Raw genomic sequence first — 19632 nt, forward strand, 5'->3', positions numbered from 1 at the left:
TAAGAAACGAAAAGTATGTCTGTAGACACGTTAAGTTATAAATACAACTCACTTTCTAGTTTAGAAAAAAAACAGGGTAAGGAGAACCTTCTGCTTTCAAAATTTAATGAGGTTGATAAAAGGAGTTCTCCTTGTTTTTTCTGGGGAAAATTGAATCACCCTTATGAGTTGTCAAGATGTTTGATAACCTTATCTAATATTGTTCAATCAAGTTTTAATTTATCTCCATTTCAATTAGCGTTATTGAAAGACCCAATAGTTACAGCAGGGAATAACCAAATAAGATTTGAAGGATTTTCTCATTGTGCAGGGGTTTATGCAAGGGTAGATGTATTGGAAAATGGACAAGATGGAGAGTTTATAGAAAATGGTACTACTAATGTTGATTTTAATACACCCCTAATTTCAGAACTGGGTAAAATCAAGAAAAATGATGACCTTATTTTATCTGTTGGTCAAAAAGAAGTAGGTTTTCATAAAGGAGGAGAAAGTTTTATTGAACGTAAAGTACCGTTACCTAGTAAATGGATTAAGGGTTTAACAACGGTACAACATTACTTTTCAGAGTCGGATTATGCGCAAACTCTAAATCGAATTCAAGCCATTCAATTATTTAAAACCATTCCTGCTGGAAAAGTAAAGACGGACTACTATCTCATAAAGAGAGGGAGCAAATATTTATTTAGCCCTCTTAAGGCTTCAAATGCTGTTTGTGTCGGTGGTATCCATAGATTAAAATTGCTTCAGCCACTTATTCCATTGATAAATCAGCTAAAAGTGTTTCCTCATCAGGACATGCAATCTGTTACTTTCATTTTATGTTTTGACGAATTGAATTTTGTTTTTTCTGTTTCAAGAGATTTTTGGAGAGGCTTTTCAGGTGAGGGTGCAGCTTTAGAATCTTTAATAGAAGACTTGCCAGATTCATTAGTACAAGCATTTGATAATTACTCTTATACTAATCAAGAGTTTAATCCTGCATTAATGTCTTTTGAGGAAGGGATAGATATTTCCAAAATAGAAAAGCTGTCCACCAAATTATCGGCTATGGGATTATTGGGATACGATTTAGCTAAAAATGGGTTCTTTTATAGAAGGTTGCCTTTTAAGTTAGAAAGAATTTTGTCATTGAACCCAAGGCTGAAAGGTGCAGAGAAGCTTTTAGAAGAAAATAAGGTTCACATTACATTAAAGAAAGATAATAGAATAGAAGCTAAAGTAGAGGGTAGTGGTGTTCAACATTATGTTGTTATAAATGGAGATGAACAAAGATGTACTTGTACTTGGTTTAGTAAAAACCAAGGTGAGCGAGGAGCTTGTAAACATATTTTAGCAGTTAAGAAAAAAGCAAAAGCCATTTAGAATATGCTTGAAAAAGAATTAGAATCTATTGTCCTCAAGGAAAGAGACATTATTCCATTTTTAAAAGAACTTACTCCTAAAGATAAAAGAGACCTTGTACCCTTCCTTAAAACTTTCAGGAAGAAAATTTTTGAGTATAAATTTGTAAAAGAAAGAAATAGGTTTGGTATTGTAGATTCATATAAACCTGTTTATTCTGAAACTCAAAGAGAACTCACAAATAAAGCCTGTTTTGTTTGTTATAATAAAAGTGATGCTAAGAAAGCAGGGCTAGCTCATTCCTGTACGGATGATTATTATTTGGAGAATATCATACCTTGGTATCTTCCCAAATGGTACAGCGACCTCATTAATGAAGAACTACCATGGCATGTGAATTATGATAAATTAATGGTGTTGTTCAAAAAAGGTCTTTTGCAACCATCTCAACCTTTAATTGTGGCAAAACTTCCAAATGCCATTGTTGAAAATAAACGAGAGAAAAATAATAACAGAAATTTTTATAAGCCTGAAGTTCTTCATAAGTATAAAGAGACATTAGATGAACATATATGGTTTTTGTTTGAAGAAGAATCTACAATTAATAACTACTATAACTATTTACATCTAGAGAATTATAAAGGAGGGAATGATATATGGATTGATACAATTACCAATCTAACAAATGAAAATAAATTGGATAGAAAAAGGGTTTTAATTGCTACAATCTATTCATCTACTAAAGGGTTTAATAAAACACTCAGCGGTTGGTTTTTTGATTTGCTAATAAAATTGAATCCTTCTCAAGATGAAATATTGAATTTACAAGATGAATTTTTTGCAGCTTTAAATTCACCTCATTCCAAGGTATTAAATACGGTTCTCAAATATTTTAAATTAGTTGCTAATCATAAAAAGTTTAAGCATAAAGTCTTTGTTGAAAATGCATCAATTCTTTTAAACTCTGAAACGAAATCCGTAGTTAATTCAACACTTATGATTTTAGATAAAATTGCTAAAACTCATAAAGCTTTCAATATTTCTGTATGTGAAAAAGCAGCAGAGGCTTTGATAAATGTTGATGAAAAAATACAATTAAGAGCAGCGAAAATAATAGAGAAATATGGAGACTCTAAAAAGCAAGAACTTTTTGATGAAGTAAATCTATATGCAGATAGTCTATTCCATACGTCAAGGGGGATTTTAAAGGAATACATTGAAACTTCAGAAGAAGTTGAAGAAGAAATCTATGATGCAGAAGAAACGGAAATTTTATCAAAAGAAACAGAATTACCTATACTTGAATCATTAGATGATTTAATCTTTTTTGCAAGTCAGTCTATTGATAATAATGAAGTGTATCATATAGATTTGCTTTTAAGCTATTTGCCAAAACTTTATCCACTTTTAAATAAAGATAATGTTGCTAAACTAGAACCTATATTTAAACGTTCTTTTGACCTTTCCATGAATTTTGATTGGAACAGTCGGATTGGAAATTTGGAATCGGAAGCAGCCTACTACATAAATGATTTTGCTGAAATTTTAATGAAAGAGTATCCTTCTGAACTCGCAAGTTTTAAAAAATATAAGACCCAAAAAATCAAAAAGTTTAAGGAAGATAGATACTATAGTTCTCATTATAAGGAAAGATTAAAACAAATAGAAAATCAACCTATTCCAGATTACATATATCAAATACACCATTTTTTATTTATAAAGTCTAAATCTCTAATTAAAAAAGGCTTGACTCTAGACCTCTTGTCTACGCCTACACATGCGCCATGCTGGATTGCCCCTAATACTTTAATCGACAGAATCATTTCATATGAAAAAAGAAGTGAAGAGATTAATCTTTACGATTTTCAAATTGCTATTGGGAGATTACCTATTAATGAATATTCATCTGATATTATAGAGAATATCGATAAGGTAAAAGATAATGATATTAAGAAGGTTTTGAAGTATCATTTTAACCAATTAAAAATTCAAAATGTGGATATCTCAAGACCAGAATTATGGATTCAGAGTGTTCTTAGCAGAAATGATGCTGAGGAAATTAAATACTTTCAAAAATATTTAGCTAATCCTTTAAACAAAGAAATGGGGTTTTATAATTGGGAGTGTAAACCTAGGGATATTTATCACAATAGATATGACTACGTTAAGGGTAAACAAGGGCCAAAAGAATTCCTTAGAACTAGCAAAGAGTTAAAGTTTAAAGATTTTGATAATCAAAAGAATGAATCAGAATCAATTGTTTCAAGTATTATAGGTGTATTCAATAAAAGGAAAAAAGTCAGTAGTATTTATGAATATATGTACTTCAAAAAGCAAAAATATTACACGATAATTCATCCCCATGATGATGTGAAATTTTTATTTCTTTCACCGAATAATCCGAGTATGTTCTTAAGCCATGTTATTCATAACAACTTAGAGGAATCAACTTTTTTTGATGAAACCAGTAAAAAGAACATGGTCAATTTGCTAAAAGGGCTATATGAAATATGGTATAGGGAAGATTTTAAAGAATCAACGTATCTGTTTTTGGCGACTGGACTTTTGTGCAGCCATAAAGTGGCGAGAGAACTTGCTGCTGAGATATGGATTAAAGCAAATTCAGAAAACAAGATTAACAATTTATTGCTAGGTCAAATTTTAGGTAAATTAGAACTAGGCGAATATGCTCCTCTTAAGCGATTTACAGACTTATTGACGGCAAACTTATTCAATATATCTAAGAAGCATAATGACGCATTGTTAAGTCTTTTAGATAACATTATCGGAAACATAAGTGATGAGCCTATCCGAGGAGTTAAGAAATTACTAGAGATATTCGTGGAATTAAAGTTGAGTTCACCTAAAGTAGAATTAAGTCAGTTATCAAAAGATAAACTAGAAAAGTGGAAAGAAGTAAAAACACTTAAATCTACAGTGGCTAAAGTGTTATAAGTTAATACAACTTTTAGTTACTTCGCGGGGAGTGGTATGTGTTGCAATATGTTACGCACACCATTTAATATCCACTTTGCACAGATTTGAATCTTGTTATATGTTTTGTTATTTGTTATTGAATATAAAGCTTTTTTAGTCTCTTTCTCAATTGTTTTTCATTTACATTCCCAACATTGAAATGACAATTCAATCCATTCGGTCTATACCTTTTGTATTTATAGCCACAAATAATCATTGCTGTTATTAACTCCCCATTACTAATATATTTATTCATCAGTCGTTCTAAAATATGTTTAAGCCCGTATGAAGAGTGTTTGGTATTAATGTTTTTAATCATATTAAAATGAGTGTTTATGAAATCAATGATATCATCAAGTTCTTCAATTTTTACTGCTTGAGATTCTTCGTTTGGAAGTTCAAAACCGTTTTTTGTTATATTTTTTATTTTCATTTTATCTCTATTTAAGTGTTACGTTAGTGCCTATATATAGGCACTTAACACGTAACTAATAAACTAGTACGTGTTAATAACATTTGTTAACTAATATCTTCTTCTTTATAAATGCCTAATGTGTAGGGCTTTCTAGGAGCTTCTTGAAGTAACCATTTTTTCTCTTTCATGTATTCTAAAACTTTTCTCATGTTATTGTCACCTGCAGCAATACCGGGCTTTCGTAATTTTATTACCTCCTGTAAAGTATTGGTTAATTCTGTTAATAGGTACGTTTCTTTTTTTGAAAAGACCTCGTTCAAGAATTGAAACATTTCATAATCGGGTATGTCTAAAATTGAATGTGCTTTTCGTTTTTTTGGACGCATTTCATAATCTTCGATTAATACAGGGAGACCTTCAGTAATTTCAAACGCAAAAATATCAGGCTCTTCATTTCTGCACATTACAGGTTCTACAATAGAAACTTCATTGTTATCAGAATCTTTAGTTACTGATAAAACTGTTTCAGCTTTATGGGTTAACTCACTACCTAAATGTCCTCTAGCATTTTGGTCTCCTTTATTCTGATGGAGAACACAAATAATATGTATATTTCGTTCTTCTGTCCATTTGAGCAAATTACTTGCTATTTCGGTCGCTTCTTCCTCACTATTGATTGAGGTTATCAAATCCTTTATGCCATCTATGACAACGAATCCTATATCATCATTTTTATAAATAGCGTATTTAATTAATTCAAGTCTCTGTTTAGGACTTAAACTTCTTAATCCATATACTTTCAGGTGTTTTGGGTTCTTAATCAGACTCAATTTACATATGCGCCTTAATGCTAAAAGCACATGGTACTTTCCTTGCTCAGTATCAAAGTATAGAATTCTTGTTTTCTCTGATGGGAGTCTATTTCGAAATTGAGAGGATAGTATTCTATTCCTTGATAGTATAATGGCTATGAATAAACCTATTAAAAATGATTTTTTACTTTTCCCTTTTCCGATAACTAGACCGAAATTACCTAATGTTCCTAATGGGATAAATTTGTTTTTAAGATTGCTGAAAATTTCTAAAACTACCTCAGGAGGTTCTAATTTTTCTGATGGGTTTATTTGGTGTTTTTTAAGGGTTTTTTTGAGCTGTTTTGTGCTTTTTCCACTGTGAACTTTGCCCATAATATTACTGCTTCAAAAGTTTTAAGGCTTCCATTATTTCAGAGCGTTTGTAATACCTTCTTGCTCCAGAAATGCCATAAGCTTTAATCTTATTTTTCTTTTGCCAATGCCAAAGAGTGCTTGGGTCTATAGATAAGATTTTGCATACTTGTTCTCTCGTAAGAATTTCATCATTGGCGTTCTCGTGTAGTAATTCTTTTTTTAGAACTTCTAACTCTTTTTTTACTCCCTGTTGGATTAGCTCTGCGAGTTGTTCGGGTGTTGTTTGAATAAATTGTAATGTTTTCATATTGAAAGTGATTTTTGATTTCTTCCAATACAAAATTGTATAAATGCAAATGCATTAAACTATTGCACTAGTGCGTTCTTAGTGCAATTTTTTATATGCAGTATTAAACTCTTGGGTTACCACGTAATCATTTTGTTCGCAATAATCAATTATTTTTTTCATTTCCTTTTTAGACTTAAAGAAGTTTTTTTGTCCCCTTTCATTAAAAGTTGCACTTAAGTATTGTCTCACACTTTTGTCCGTATTTAAAATTTGATTTTGTATATAATTTGAGATATCTACAATTTTTTTAAAAGGTATGTCTTTGTAATAAAAAATATATCCAGAACCTTTTTTTACTTTTTTTGAAATAAAACCTTGAGCAAATAGAGCGCCAATTTCACAATAGAAAGGAAACGAATCTTTTAATTCAGTTTTACTTATATTTTCGATTTGAGCTATTTCTTGTATCATAAGTTCAACTTCAGATTTTAATTTTAAAATAGCTTTTCGAGGAATTCCTGAAATATCTTTTTCTTCTAAATATTTTAGCGTTGCTTTTTCAAACTCATTTCTTTTATTGTAGATGTCCTCTATATATGTGCTATAAAAAATCCCTAATTGTAATTTTAAAAAAGGAATATCAGATAATTCACTCTTTAGGTATTGGTATATTTCGCTTCTGTAGCTATAAGGGTTGTCGATGAGTCTTTTGTAATTAATATAGGCTTGATAATCTTCTTTGTCTTTTAGAGATAAACCTTTACCGTCTTCAATTCTTTCTTTATTCATCTTAATTAGAAGTAATTTGTTAACTCCAAAGCAATGTCCTTATTGCTTTTGCCAATATAATTTAAGAACATTTGTTCTGTACTATGTCCAGTTACATAAATTAAAAAGGAAGTTGGTATTTCTCCATAAAAATTCGAAGCAAAAGATCTGCGTCCTATATGAGAGGTTACTAGTTCCCATTTTTTATACATGCCAACTTCGTTGCGATAAGGAAATTTACTGTCAATCTCAGATTCAACACGTTTGCTGCCTTTGACCTCTTCATTAATTTCCGCTATTTCACAGACTTTCTTTATGTATGTATTATACTTTTGACTTGAAATTGGTCTTGGGAATTCTCCATTACGTTTATTTAATATTTCTAGAACTTTTTTGTGTAGCGGTATTGTCATTGTTTTGCCAGTCTTGACCTGAGTGAACTCTAATAAATGTTTGCCTTTTTCATTTCGAATTTGCTTTTGGGTAAATCTCATAAAATCTGAAATTCTTTGACCTGTGTAGCAGCTTATAATAAGCCAATCTCTAGCATTCTGAAGGCTCTCTGTTAGCTTGGCGGGTTTTACTTTTTGAATTTTGTTTAATTCTTCAAAACTTAAATAGATATTATCAACTTTGGATGACTTTAGTTTGATTCTATCTAGTTGAATATTCGTCTCAAGTCCATTATACTTTGCATGATTACAAACAGTTTTAATCGAGCGAATAGCCCAAGCTATGGTATTGGGAGCATATTTATTATTAAGGCAGTATTCTTCAAAGTCTTTCTTAAAAGTTGCGTTTACATCGATGAGGTATAATGTTTTGGATAAGCTTTTTTCATACTTTTCTAAAAGGTTCCTCACTACTGAATATTTTTTAATGCTACTCTTTGTGATTTCAGTCTTTTTATATTCCAAAAATCTATCAAAATATTTGAGTAATTCCTTAGGTAAGGGTTTGGTCTTTTCGGGAGGGTTGTAGTATAACTTTATTTGGTTTTCCAGCCAAACTTTATTAATATCGGTAGGGGTTGATACTTTGAAAGCATTTAAAATATGGTTCTCTATTTTATTAAGTTCATTATTAACTTTTGTTTGTTCGTTAATAATATCAATGTCTTTAGGTCTCTTTTGCTTGTGTTGCTTTTGCCAATAATGCTTTGATACTTCATACTGGGTTTTAGCTCCATAGACATAATCTTTTCCATCATGTCGATATAAGAGTCTTAGAACTAAATTTGATTTGTCTTTTTTAGACCTATATAGAAAGTTTATTGAAGCCATACAATTGTTTTATCGTACAATAATATAATTTTTGTACGACAAATGTACGGTAAAGTAAAATTTAATACAAACTACTTCAAATTAATTCAATGTCCTGAAAAGCCTTTATTTATGGGCTTTATTGAGTTTTAGGTAGGTGTGTTATAAAAATAAAGCGGTTTCATGAAAAGTGATTTTGAATAAAAGTACAACCGCCTTCAGTACAAAAGCCTTATCTTTTTTTAGATAAGGCTTTTTTGTTTTTTATGTTTTTGTGCTTAAAGCCTTTGTAAGGCCTTTGTTATTTCGGTAGGTTCAGCTCTATTTCTATAATCAGCATCTAAAAATGCATAAGTAATTTTACCATTTTTATCAATTATATAAGTGGCAGCAAGCGGTAATTCATTTGAATCATCACCATTAAATTCTTCTAAGCTAAAATGATTTTTGTAGTTATTGGCCACATCATCAGGTAGTTTAAACATAATGCCAAAATTTTTAGCTACTTTGTTGCCTATATCACTTAATACTTCAAATTCTAAATTGTGTTTTTCAGAAGTGTTTAAAGACTTGTCTGGTAACTCTGGTGTTAAAGCCAATAATGTAGCGTTATTTGCTTTAAAATTTGGTAATTCACTTTGTAATGTGCGTAAAGTTAAATTACAATAAGGGCACCAACCACCTCTGTACCAAGTTAACACTACGGGACCTTCTTTTAAATAATCTTTTAGTTCTACACTATTTCCTGTAGCATTTTTTAGTTTGAAATTTGGTGCAATATCACCAATTTTTTTGGCATTAGTAAGTATGTTGCTTTGTGCTACTTTGTTAACGCCATTATTATACAATTCTATTACTGCAGTATCAGCATTTGCTTCAAAGTTTTGTTTTATTTTATTTAATTCTTCTTGTAGCATAATTTATTATTAAAGTTAAAATTTTTAATTAAGTGTAGGGTAGGTTGTATAACCCTCTTCACCGGGTGTATAAAGGGTTTCTTCGTTAGCTTCATTAAAGCTAGCGCCTTGTTTAATACGTTCAATTAAATCAGGATTTGCAATAAAAGGAAACCCAATAGATATTAAATACCGGTTGTTTTCAGATACTATTTTTTCAGCTTCTTTTAGGTTGTTGCCGTAGCCACCGTTAAAAATAACGTTACCATTAAATTTAGTGCCTAAGGCCTCTAAAAAGCCTTCAGGAATTTTATTAGATAGTGCAGCCATATGTAAATAAGCTAAGTTTAAACTGTTTAATTGCTTAACTAGATAGTTGTAAGTTTCGGGTATGTCATCATAAAGTGCCATGTCATTAAACACTCCAAAAGGAGAAATACGAATACCAGTTTTTTCAGCACCTATTACAGTTGAAATTTTTTCGGCTAATTCTAATACAAAGCGCGTTCTGTTTTCAATAGAACCACCGTAATTATCGGTACGGTTATTAGAACCTCTATTTATAAATTGATTTGGAAGGTAACCATTAGCAGCATGAATTTCAACACCATCAAAACCTGCTACAATAGCATTTTTAGCAGCTACTAGATAATCATTTTGAATGATTTCAATATCTTCCACAGTCATTTCACGAGGTTTGCTGTGTGGTTTCAAACCTTCAGAAGTGAAAATTTCGCCAGCAGCTTGAATGGCAGATGGGGCTATAACCTCAGCACCTTTAGGTAAGTTTAATTGGTGTGCAATTCTGCCTGTATGCATAATTTGTAAAAATATTTTACCTCCTTTTTTATGCACAGCTTCTGTTGTTTTGCGCCAGCCAATAGTTTGTTCGTTAGAATAAATGGCCGGAATGTTAGGGTAGCCCAATCCGCTTTGTGATGGCGATGTGGCTTCAGATATTATTAAACCACTTGTAGCGCGTTGTGCATAATACGTTGCCATGATATCATTGGGTAAGTTGTTAATGGCTCTAGAGCGCGTCATTGGAGCCATAACCACATGGTTGTTTAGCTTTAAGTGATGTAATTTAAAGGGTGATAGTAATTTTGAGTTTTTCATAATTTTTTATTTAACAGATTGATTATCAATCTAAAATTTTAAAATTCTGTTTTGGTTACTTTATAGTTAAACTATAATTAAGCTTATATCTAAATATATATTTAGATATAAAGTAAAATTTTTTTATATGTTTTTGAATGTGGTTTCTATAAAATCTTCAATTTCATTTTTGCAACTTACCCTGCACGATGTTAGCAATGCGCTTTTAGCAAGCATTAAAAAATTGGCTTCTCTTTGTATTGTTGCTTCATCTTTTGAAGAATTTGTTTTTAATTTTTCAATAAAAATTGTTTTAAATGTTTTTAAATGTGGCTCAATAGCTTTGTTTATTATTTCATCGTTAGTTTTAGCAAACTCATAATGGGTATTAACTATTAAACACCCGTTTTGATCAGATTCATTAAAGTTGATACTTGCTAAATTGTAAAACAATTGTTTAATGTCTTCAACACCATTGTTAGCATTTTTAAAATCTTCAAGTAGTTTTTTAGATTTTTCTTTGTATGCTTTTATGCATTCTAAAAAAACGCCTTTTTTATTACCAAACCTTGCGTAAATTGAAAACATATTTATACCCATAGCTTTTTCTAAAGCTTGGATTGATGTGTTAGTATAACCATTACGTAAAAATAAAAGCATGGCTTTGTCTATTACTTCTGCTTCTATGTATTGTTTTTTTCTAGGCATGTAAAACTTAATTCAATACAAAACTAAATATATATTTAGAAATAGAATAGTATTTAACGTTTGTTTAAGTTATTGAGTGAATATGCTTTATTAATAAAATACCGCGGCAAACAGCTGTCATTGTTAATAGGTGTTTGTGTTAAGGTGTAATGTGAGATTTGTATAATAATAGTATATCAAAGAAGGGTTTACAACTATTATGCTAAACCATTTCATTACAAATCAAAATCATTTGTAACATAGTTAAGGCTGTTATTAAACTAGATTTGTAGTGTTCTTTTTTTCAAAAAAAATAAATATGAAATATAAATTTAACTTATTGGTTGTTACGCTAGTCTTAATGGCTAGTTCGTTTATGGTAGGTCAGGAAAAACCTAACTTCATAGTAATTGTAGCTGATGATTTAGGCTATAATGATGTTGGTTTTACTGGGTCTAAAGAAATTGAAACTCCAGTCTTAGATAAACTGGCAAAAGGAGGTGTAATATTCACAAATGGTTATGTTACACACCCCTATTGCGGGCCATCTCGTGCGGGATTAATAACGGGAAGGTATCAAGCAAGATTTGGTTTGGAAATTAATTTGACGAATTCGCATTTCGATGCTCATAATGGACTGCCAACCACAGAAACCACCTTTGCTAAACGGTTAAAAGCTTCTGGATATCGCACAGGAATGATTGGAAAGTGGCATTTAGGCGCATCATATGTATTTCATCCTAATAATAGAGGTTTTGACTATTTTTATGGTTTCCTTTCTGGTGGCCATACGTATTGGCCTAAAAATGTAACTACAACTCATCCATTATACTTAAAAAATGGAGCGCCACATTATTCTGCTAATGAAGGCGGGTATTGGCCTTTATTACGAAATAATAATGCAGCTGAATTCAACGAGTATCTCACTACGGCATTAAGTAGAGATGCCGCTAAATTTGTAAAGGAAAGTGATAATCCTTTCTGTTTATACTTAGCTTATAACGCGCCACATGCACCTCTAGAGGCTCCTAAAGAATTAATTAACAAATATGCTCATATAGAGAATAAGCAAAGACGTATTTATGCTGCAATGATTGATGCAATGGATCAAGGAATTGGTATGGTAGTAAAAGCTCTTGAAGATTCAGGTAAATTAGATAATACTTTAATTTTCTTCATTTCTGATAATGGTGGAATAGTAGATAAAACAAGAAAAGAAACTGAACCTAGAAGAAAAACTAAAGATTGGGGAGACAATACGCCGTATAGAGGAGGTAAAGGTAGCATGTTTGAAGGAGGTCATAATGTGCCATTTATAGCACATTGGCCAAAAGGAATTACGGCAGGAAATACTTATGAGTTACCAATTTCAGCGCTTGATATTGCTGCAACTTTAGTTGATTTAGGTCAAGGTGATGCCTCAGGAAAACCATTAGAAGGAGTTAATCTTATTCCATACGTTGAAGGCGAAAATAAAGGCGTGCCTCACGAAGCATTATTCTGGCGAATGGATAGTGGCAAAAAATGGGCCGTAAGAACACCAAACGCAAAGTATTTTTTGCCACGTAATGAAACAGGTTTGAATGGAGGTTTCCTGGTAGACATGGTTAAAGATCCTTATGAAAGTACCAACATTATTAATGAGAATCCTAAGTTGAGAAAGAAACTGGCAAAACTATGGAATGAGTGGAATGCTAAAAATCAACCTAATAAATACTTACAAGCAGGTAATTATCAAAAAGCAAGATTAAAGTTTTACAAAGAACTTAGGGAGAAACTAGATAAAGAGGCAAAAAAAGAAAAACCATTGGTTATTGAATAATACACTACATGAATACAAAAATGAAAACAAATAAAACATATTTTTTAGCAGTAGTACTGGTGTTTTCAACATTGGTTGGGGTAGCCCAAAAACAGCCAAATATTGTATTGCTTTTTGCTGATGATATTAGCGCAAGAGAATTACCAATTTATGGTTCAACAGTTTGGAGTCCGCCTAAAGGGGGAACAACTTCAGATGTGAAATACAAAGCAAAAACACCAGTTTTAGATAAAATAGCAGAAGAAGGCTGTTATGTAAAAACTGCTTGGGCATCAACAGTTTGTGGGCCAAGTAGAGCAATGATGATGACAGGGCGTTATGCACATTTGCACAAATGGTGGCATAATAAAGACAAAGGAAAAGCACCAAACGGAAAAGGAAGTTGGAATTTATATGATAGTTCTCCACATAGTATAGCTCATGTTGCAAAAGCCGGAGGATATGCCACGTTTTGGGCAGGTAAAACTCAAATGAATATAGAAGGGTTTCCTTTTGATGAAGGTTGTTTTACACCAGGTGAAGGCTCTTATAATAAAGCTATTCACACCACAGATTTTAGGTTAGAAACAAGAAAAGTGAATGGTAAAAAAGAAATTTATAATGCAGACACAAATAAGCCAATTCATAAAAAAAGTTATGTGCAATCTGGTTGGTACTGGAAACCTCATGTACAGTTAATGAATCACCCTGATGCCAAAGAAAAATTTGTTTGGTGGCCAAATGATAAAAAATCAGAAAAGGAATTTGGACTTAACACTTTTGGTCCAGATGTAGAATTGGAATTTACCTTCGACTTTATTGAAAGAAAAGTAAAAGAAGACAAGCCATTTTTTGTGTATCACACCAGCCATTTGGGGCATGATGCTTGGGATTTTCTTCACCCAAGTAATGAAGGGAAATGGCCAGGGACACCAAAAATTAGTTGGGATGGTAAAAAATATAGACGTACAACACCTAAAGTAACTGGAGATAATGGTGTTTATAATGATTATGGAACTATTACTGAAAATGGAATTCATACACATATTAATTATTTAGATTATCAAGTGTGGCAGTACCTAAACAAATTCAAAGAATTGGGTATTGAAAACAATACAATATTCATTTTTTGTGCAGACAATGGCACGAGTGGTTATGGTAAGTCTAGCCCAATTTCGCAAAAAGGAACACATGTGCCGTTAATTATTTATGCACCAGGAATGAATTTAACCAAAAAAGGTGCGCAAGATGTTTTGGCAAACATGTCGGATTTAATTCCAACTATAGCAGATTTAGGAGGTGTTACAATTCCAGGTTCTTATGAGATGAATGGAGAAAGTTTAATTCCTTTCTTAACCACAAATAAACCAAAACATAGAGATTGGGTGTATGGTTATCACAAAGAAACTACTATAATTCGTGGCGATTTAGTAATGAAAGATGGTAATAATGTGTGGTATGATGTTAGTAAATACCCAAAAGATTTAATCTCTTTTCAAAAGATTAAAGATTGGAGTAAAGTGTCTGAAGCTCATAGAAAAGAGTGCGATGAACTTAAAAAAATAGTACCAAAATTTGATTTACATGCTACAGCTCATGATGCTCCAAAAGGAGGCTATGGTAAGGTATCACCACTAAAACATAAAAACTAAACATATGAAAACAAGGTTACTAATAGTATTGTTCTTTACAGGTGTAATTAAATTTGCTTTTGCCCAAGAACAACCAAATATTCTTTGGATAGTTACAGATGATCACCGTTATGATGCCATTCGTTCATTTAATAAAATGCTTACTGGAAATGAAATGAGTGAATTGGGTTATGTAGAATCACCAAACATAGATCGTTTAACAAAAATGGGTACTACGTTTATTAATACCTATTGTCAAGCCTCTGGGTGCGCCCCATCAAGAGCATCTATGCATTTAGGAAGATATCCGTTTCGTTCTGGAGTTTATGAGTTTGAATACCATCATAATAAGGCAGAACATTGCGAACCTACTTTTCCAGAACAACTAGCAAGTTTAGGATATCAAACCTTGCGTATTGGAAAATTAGGGGTTCGGTTAAAAACGGTTGAAAACGGTAAATCTAAAAATTATAATATCTATCAAAATAACTTCGATTTTAAACAATTACGAAAAGATGGTTTTACAGGTTGGGGAAAAGATTGGTTCTATGAAATGGATGGAAAAAAACTAGACAAGCCATTTAAAAGTATGGAGTATTTTGTAACTCAAGAAGGTGAGTTTGAATATATATCTGAACGATTAGAAAAAGAATTTCCAAAACACAAAGGTACGGCAGAAAAGGCTCATAAAAAATATGATTTGTTAAGACATTACAACAAAAAGAAAGGGCCTCAAACCCCATTTTCATCAGGTATATTAGCAGGAGTTAGTTCAAGAAAAGCAGGAGAAACTAGAGACGGATATTACGCTCAAATATTCAAAGAATATTTAAAAAATGAAGAAGATAAATTTTCGTTTGGCTCACAAACCGTTAACGGAATTAACGAAGAGAAGCCTCAATTTTTCTATATCGGGTTTGATTTTCCGCATACTCCAGTATTGCCACCAGCATCTTACAGAGAGCGCTTTAAAAAGCACACATACAAAGTGCCTAATTTTAATGAAAAGGAATTAAAAACAATGCCAAAGCAATTCTTAAAACAGGTTAAAAATAGTTATACCAATCATTTTACAGATGAAGAAAAACAAAAAATGATTCAAGATTACTTTGCATTTTGTGCCTATGGCGATGATTTAGTGGGGCAAGCAGTAGATGATTTTATTGCCTATAATAAAAAGAAAAATAAACCTTATTTAATAGTATACGTAAATGGAGATCATGGTTGGAAACTGAATGATCACGGAGCCGTTTCTAAATTCACGCCTTGGGATATCGATTCGCATAATCCTATAGTTGTTATTTCTTCAGATGAAAAGAAATTTCCAGCAGGAAAAGTAGTTAGAGAATTTACAGAATTTGTTGATATAGCACCAACAATCCTTTCAGCTAGTGGTGCAGATATTAAATCTGAAAAGTTTGAATATTTAGATGGAATAGATTTAGCACAAGTAGCTGCTAAAAAAGCGCCCAAAAGAGATTATGTGGTTGGTGAAGCCCATGCAGTAACTGGCCCAAGAGCATTTATTCGTACTAAAGATTATATGTTTTCTATACAAACCCGTCCGCACAAAACAAGAGGAAAAGACATGCATTGGGCGCTTAACGCGTCTTACGAAGATTTAGATCCTGCCTTGTATGATATGAAAGCAGATCCGCACGAAGTAAACAACTTAGCTTTCAACCAAAAATACCAAAAGATAGCACAGAAAATGAAAGAAAAACTCATTAATATAGTTTTAGGAGACAATAGAGTTGAGGTTGGTTGGGGTAAAGGAAGTCGTGTTACTGGTACACAAGTATACAGGAGCAATTTTGCTCCTGGGTCTCATGATTATAAATTAAAGCTGTAGTTTTTGAAGCATATTATTTAATTGTATGAGCGTCACCAAGGGTAGGCTTTAATGTCAGTTTCACCTGTAAATGCCAATAAAGTTTACATAAAACGTAAATAATTACTCGTTTCATTTGAAAGCTAGCAGTCTTTTATGTTAACCGTTGAATGGGAACTAAAATAAAATTGAAAAGATGTTTTAATTTATAAGTGTTTAGGCTTCCTGGGTAGTTAAATATAGCATTGAAATTAAAAAGTTGGCTAAAGGAACATATGTAAAGAGACGTATTTGTTATTGTTGTAAGCCATTATAATGTCTATAAAAAAGTTATACATTAGGCCTAAAAAAGACATTCATTCTATATATAAGAACATATAATCTGTTAAAATTTATGTGGTTGCTGTAGTTTTAAATTTGAGTAAAAACCATTCAACATGTATTTTTATAGATATGTTATTATTGTTTTGTGTATACAATTTAGTTACGCACAAAAATCAAAACCCAAAACAGGTGTCTGTTTTGCCTTGTATACAGTGCATGATAATACGCTAAAGCTTACGGCACAATTTTATACGGTAAAAAATTATGATCCGTTTGAAGCCAAACTGCAAATTAAAAACAATAATACTTGGGAAACGCTACAAGAATCTAATATTGAATATCCTGGTTATACCGCTCATTTTAGAATTGAAAATTGGAATGATACCGTTGAAAAGCAATACCGAATAGTTTACAAAAAGAACATGTTTTACGAAGGTACAATTCGTAAAAACCCAAAAGATAAAGATGAGCTTGTAATGGCCGCTTTTTCATGTTGGTCTACTTACCAAAAACATGGAGGTGCAGGTGCAAGCGATATTACTAATAATTTGAAAAAATTAAACCCAGATGTGTTATTTTTTGCTGGCGATCAAGTTTATGATCACAGTGATCATTTCGGTAATTGGATAAAATTTGGAGAAACGTTTGGTGATATTATTAAAAACACACCAACTATTACAATACCAGATGATCATGATGTTGGGCAAGGCAACATTTGGGGAGATGGTGGCCGAAAATCAAAAAACAGAGACGGTAATTTAGGTGGTTTCTATATGCCTGTATCTTACATTGAAGAAGTGCAACGCGCGCAAACTAGCCATTTGCCTGATCCTTATGACCCCACACCAATACAACAAAACATAGGTGTGTATTATACTAATTTAACTTGGGGCGGTATGAGTTTCGCTATTATTGAAGACAGAAAATTTAAATCGGGCCCCAAACGTGTATTGCAAAATAAGCGCTATAAAGATACCCGAGAAATGGATGTTGATAGTGCCACACTTTTGGGTAAAAGACAATTAGATTTTTTAGAACATTGGACCACCAATTGGAAAGATGCCGAAATGAAAGCCGTTTTATCTCAAACCATTTTTACAAATTTAGCAACACACACACCAACTATTAATAAAAAAATGAATTACAGTGTAGATGCTAATGGTTGGCCGCAAGCAGGAAGAAATAAAGCATTAAGTGTTATAAGAAAAAGTTTTTCATGCATGATTGCCGGCGATCAGCATTTGGGCTCTGTGGTTCAACATGGTGTTGAAGATTGGAATAACGCAGGTTATTCATTTGCAGTACCTGCTGCTGCTAATTTTTGGATGCGTTGGTGGAATCCTGATAAACCAGGAAACAATAGAAAACCAAACACCCCAAAATACACCGGTGAGTATAAAGATGCATTTCACAATAAAATAACAGTACACGCCGTAGCTAACCCAACACATAAAGATAATACCCCTAAAACCGATTTGTTAAATGGTAGAGCCGCTGGTTACGGTGTCATTAAATTTAATAAAACCAAGCGCACCACAACCTTTGAATGTTGGCAACGTAATGTAGATATTACAAACCCTACAAGTAAACAGTACAAAGGCTGGCCAATAACTTTTAAGCAAACCGATAATTATATTATAAAAAATGGTTATGAATTGCCCATGCTTAAAATTTCAAAAGAAAATCAAGTTGTAACTGTAAAAAATGCCTATACAAAAGAAGTGATAACATCATTAAGAGTTAAAGGTGATAGTTATCAACCAAAAGTGAAGTATGAAGGTGATTATGTAATTGAAGTTGGTGAAGGTGCTTATAAAAAACATTTTTTTGATATTTCATCAAAGAAAAATAATAAAGAAATTATTAATGTAGCATTTTAAAAAATGAAATTAAAGCAACTAACAACCTGTATTTTAGTATTAATCCTTTTGTCTTTTTTTAAGATTGAAGCACAAGTAGTTAAAACGGGACCGCCTAAACCACCAATTGGTAAACGTTGGGTTTTAAATCCAGATTTTTCAGATGAATTTAATGGTACTACGTTAGATAAAACAAAATGGTTAGATCATCACCCAACATGGAAAGGAAGAGCTCCAGGGCTTTTTATGCCCTCACAAGTATCAGTAAAAGATGGTTATCTTCAGCTTAAGGGCGAAAAAATGAAACAAGATACTTTGGTTAAAATAGGTTCAAAAGAAGTAATGTTCAATATAAAAGGAGCCGCAGTAGTTTCAAAAAAAACCGCGCTTTTTGGGTATTACGAATGCAGGGTTAAAGCGGCTGCAACAACTATGTCAACAACATTTTGGTTTTCTGGTGGCGGCGGTAAAGGTCCTAAAGGATGTGATAACTATCACCAAGAGTGGGATATACAAGAATGTATTGGGAGAACAGGCGATTTTAAAGGTCAATATTTTGCAAAAGGCATGCACTCTAACGCGCATTATTGGTATAGTGATTGTGAAGGCGAAAGACATGACTACAGAGCTGCTCAAGTAAGATATGAAGATGATGAAGTAGCATCAAAAGATTTTCATGTTTATGGCGGTTGGTGGAAAGATGAAACCCAAGCTAGTTATTACTATGATAACCAAGCGCCTAAACATCAAAAATTTTATGATAAAATAACTAATAAACCCATGGATAAACCCATGTTTATGCGTTTGGTACACGAAACATATCCCTTTCCTTGGATTTCTTTGCCAACAGACGAGGAATTAGCTGATGATACCAAGAACACGGTTTATTATGATTGGGTTCGAGGCTATCAATTGGTTGATGTAAACAAAGAAAATAGCTCAAATTTAGAAGCCGAAATTCAACTATATAACGAAGCTGTTTTTTTTGAAACAGCCGAAATACTAGTAAAAGCATCTAGAACAATCGAAATTCCTCTTAGTTATAAAACAAACACAAACAAACAAATTGTATTAAAACTGGTTAATGCCAACAATGAAAAAGTTGCAGAGGCAAAAATTAATGCATTGGCAGGATACGGTAATTTTAACTATAATTTTGTTTTAAATACAAAACCTAAAGTAGGTGTGTACAAATTAACTTCAAACTTAATATCCAATAAGTCTGATGAAAAACAAACTTTAGATATTAATACATTAATTATTAATATAACCAACTAATGGTGAA

The 19632-nt window shown here is 32.1% G+C and carries 15 protein-coding genes; 7 read left to right on the top strand and 8 right to left on the bottom strand.

The genetic code is table 11. The annotated features are described in order from the left end of the window. Positions 1-15: 15 nt before the first annotated feature. On the top strand, positions 16-1362 hold the full coding sequence (locus ACYX4H_RS07520) for an SWIM zinc finger family protein (protein ID WP_476238562.1): 1347 nt from the start codon (positions 16-18) through the stop codon (positions 1360-1362). A 3-nt stretch (positions 1363-1365) separates the two neighbouring features. Further along, positions 1366-4296, top strand: coding sequence for a DUF6493 family protein (locus ACYX4H_RS07525; protein ID WP_476238563.1), 2931 nt, complete (start codon positions 1366-1368; stop codon positions 4294-4296). Positions 4297-4411: 115 nt separating this feature from the next. Here the strand turns inward: ACYX4H_RS07525 and ACYX4H_RS07530 are convergent, their stop codons facing one another. The 8 genes from ACYX4H_RS07530 to ACYX4H_RS07565 all read right to left on the bottom strand — a co-directional run bounded on the left by ACYX4H_RS07530 (position 4412) and on the right by ACYX4H_RS07565 (position 10922). After that, positions 4412-4750: a hypothetical protein gene (locus tag ACYX4H_RS07530; RefSeq protein WP_476238564.1), complete on the bottom strand. Its 339-nt coding sequence runs from the start codon at positions 4748-4750 to the stop codon at positions 4412-4414. Between the two features lie 86 nt (positions 4751-4836). Further along, the gene (locus ACYX4H_RS07535; protein WP_476238565.1) at positions 4837-5919 is read right to left on the bottom strand and encodes an AAA family ATPase; all 1083 of its coding nucleotides are present in this window, start codon (positions 5917-5919) and stop codon (positions 4837-4839) included. 4 nt (positions 5920-5923) lie between these two features. After that, positions 5924-6208 (bottom strand): helix-turn-helix transcriptional regulator, encoded by a 285-nt coding sequence (locus ACYX4H_RS07540; RefSeq protein ID WP_476238566.1) that lies wholly within the window; start codon positions 6206-6208, stop codon positions 5924-5926. Positions 6209-6286: 78 nt separating this feature from the next. Further along, positions 6287-6979: a hypothetical protein gene (locus tag ACYX4H_RS07545; protein ID WP_476238567.1), complete on the bottom strand. Its 693-nt coding sequence runs from the start codon at positions 6977-6979 to the stop codon at positions 6287-6289. Positions 6980-6984: 5 nt separating this feature from the next. Then, positions 6985-8241, bottom strand: coding sequence for a phage integrase SAM-like domain-containing protein (locus ACYX4H_RS07550; RefSeq protein WP_476238568.1), 1257 nt, complete (start codon positions 8239-8241; stop codon positions 6985-6987). Between the two features lie 257 nt (positions 8242-8498). Beyond that, positions 8499-9137, bottom strand: coding sequence for a peroxiredoxin-like family protein (locus ACYX4H_RS07555; protein WP_476238569.1), 639 nt, complete (start codon positions 9135-9137; stop codon positions 8499-8501). Positions 9138-9161: 24 nt separating this feature from the next. After that, positions 9162-10235, bottom strand: coding sequence for an alkene reductase (locus tag ACYX4H_RS07560; RefSeq protein WP_476238570.1), 1074 nt, complete (start codon positions 10233-10235; stop codon positions 9162-9164). A 123-nt stretch (positions 10236-10358) separates the two neighbouring features. Continuing rightward, positions 10359-10922, bottom strand: a complete 564-nt coding sequence (locus tag ACYX4H_RS07565) for a TetR/AcrR family transcriptional regulator (protein ID WP_476238571.1) — start codon at positions 10920-10922, stop codon at positions 10359-10361. A gap of 298 nt (positions 10923-11220) precedes the next feature. On the opposite strand from ACYX4H_RS07565, the gene ACYX4H_RS07570 reads away from it, so the two are divergent. From ACYX4H_RS07570 to ACYX4H_RS07590, 5 genes are all read left to right on the top strand, one after another. Continuing rightward, positions 11221-12723, top strand: a complete 1503-nt coding sequence (locus ACYX4H_RS07570; RefSeq protein WP_476238572.1) for a sulfatase family protein — start codon at positions 11221-11223, stop codon at positions 12721-12723. A gap of 20 nt (positions 12724-12743) precedes the next feature. Next, positions 12744-14354: a sulfatase-like hydrolase/transferase gene (locus tag ACYX4H_RS07575; protein WP_476238573.1), complete on the top strand. Its 1611-nt coding sequence runs from the start codon at positions 12744-12746 to the stop codon at positions 14352-14354. A 4-nt stretch (positions 14355-14358) separates the two neighbouring features. Then, on the top strand, positions 14359-16185 hold the full coding sequence (locus tag ACYX4H_RS07580; RefSeq protein WP_476238575.1) for a sulfatase-like hydrolase/transferase: 1827 nt from the start codon (positions 14359-14361) through the stop codon (positions 16183-16185). Positions 16186-16601: 416 nt separating this feature from the next. Further along, positions 16602-18368: a metallophosphoesterase family protein gene (locus ACYX4H_RS07585; protein WP_476238576.1), complete on the top strand. Its 1767-nt coding sequence runs from the start codon at positions 16602-16604 to the stop codon at positions 18366-18368. A 3-nt stretch (positions 18369-18371) separates the two neighbouring features. After that, positions 18372-19625, top strand: coding sequence for a family 16 glycosylhydrolase (locus ACYX4H_RS07590; protein ID WP_476238577.1), 1254 nt, complete (start codon positions 18372-18374; stop codon positions 19623-19625). The last annotated feature ends 7 nt before the right edge of the window (positions 19626-19632 follow it).

The organism is Seonamhaeicola sp. ABD4_340 (assembly GCF_056312135.1).

Coding starts and splice junctions, on each gene's coding strand:
- ACYX4H_RS07555 (WP_476238569.1), bottom strand. CDS start 9,137: ATGCTACAAGAAGAATTAAATAAAATAAAACAAAACTTTGAAGCAAAT.
- ACYX4H_RS07545 (WP_476238567.1), bottom strand. CDS start 6,979: ATGAATAAAGAAAGAATTGAAGACGGTAAAGGTTTATCTCTAAAAGAC.
- ACYX4H_RS07590 (WP_476238577.1), top strand. CDS start 18,372: ATGAAATTAAAGCAACTAACAACCTGTATTTTAGTATTAATCCTTTTG.
- ACYX4H_RS07520 (WP_476238562.1), top strand. CDS start 16: ATGTCTGTAGACACGTTAAGTTATAAATACAACTCACTTTCTAGTTTA.
- ACYX4H_RS07535 (WP_476238565.1), bottom strand. CDS start 5,919: ATGGGCAAAGTTCACAGTGGAAAAAGCACAAAACAGCTCAAAAAAACC.
- ACYX4H_RS07575 (WP_476238573.1), top strand. CDS start 12,744: ATGAAAACAAATAAAACATATTTTTTAGCAGTAGTACTGGTGTTTTCA.
- ACYX4H_RS07540 (WP_476238566.1), bottom strand. CDS start 6,208: ATGAAAACATTACAATTTATTCAAACAACACCCGAACAACTCGCAGAG.
- ACYX4H_RS07525 (WP_476238563.1), top strand. CDS start 1,366: ATGCTTGAAAAAGAATTAGAATCTATTGTCCTCAAGGAAAGAGACATT.
- ACYX4H_RS07550 (WP_476238568.1), bottom strand. CDS start 8,241: ATGGCTTCAATAAACTTTCTATATAGGTCTAAAAAAGACAAATCAAAT.
- ACYX4H_RS07530 (WP_476238564.1), bottom strand. CDS start 4,750: ATGAAAATAAAAAATATAACAAAAAACGGTTTTGAACTTCCAAACGAA.
- ACYX4H_RS07580 (WP_476238575.1), top strand. CDS start 14,359: ATGAAAACAAGGTTACTAATAGTATTGTTCTTTACAGGTGTAATTAAA.
- ACYX4H_RS07565 (WP_476238571.1), bottom strand. CDS start 10,922: ATGCCTAGAAAAAAACAATACATAGAAGCAGAAGTAATAGACAAAGCC.
- ACYX4H_RS07585 (WP_476238576.1), top strand. CDS start 16,602: ATGTATTTTTATAGATATGTTATTATTGTTTTGTGTATACAATTTAGT.
- ACYX4H_RS07560 (WP_476238570.1), bottom strand. CDS start 10,235: ATGAAAAACTCAAAATTACTATCACCCTTTAAATTACATCACTTAAAG.
- ACYX4H_RS07570 (WP_476238572.1), top strand. CDS start 11,221: ATGAAATATAAATTTAACTTATTGGTTGTTACGCTAGTCTTAATGGCT.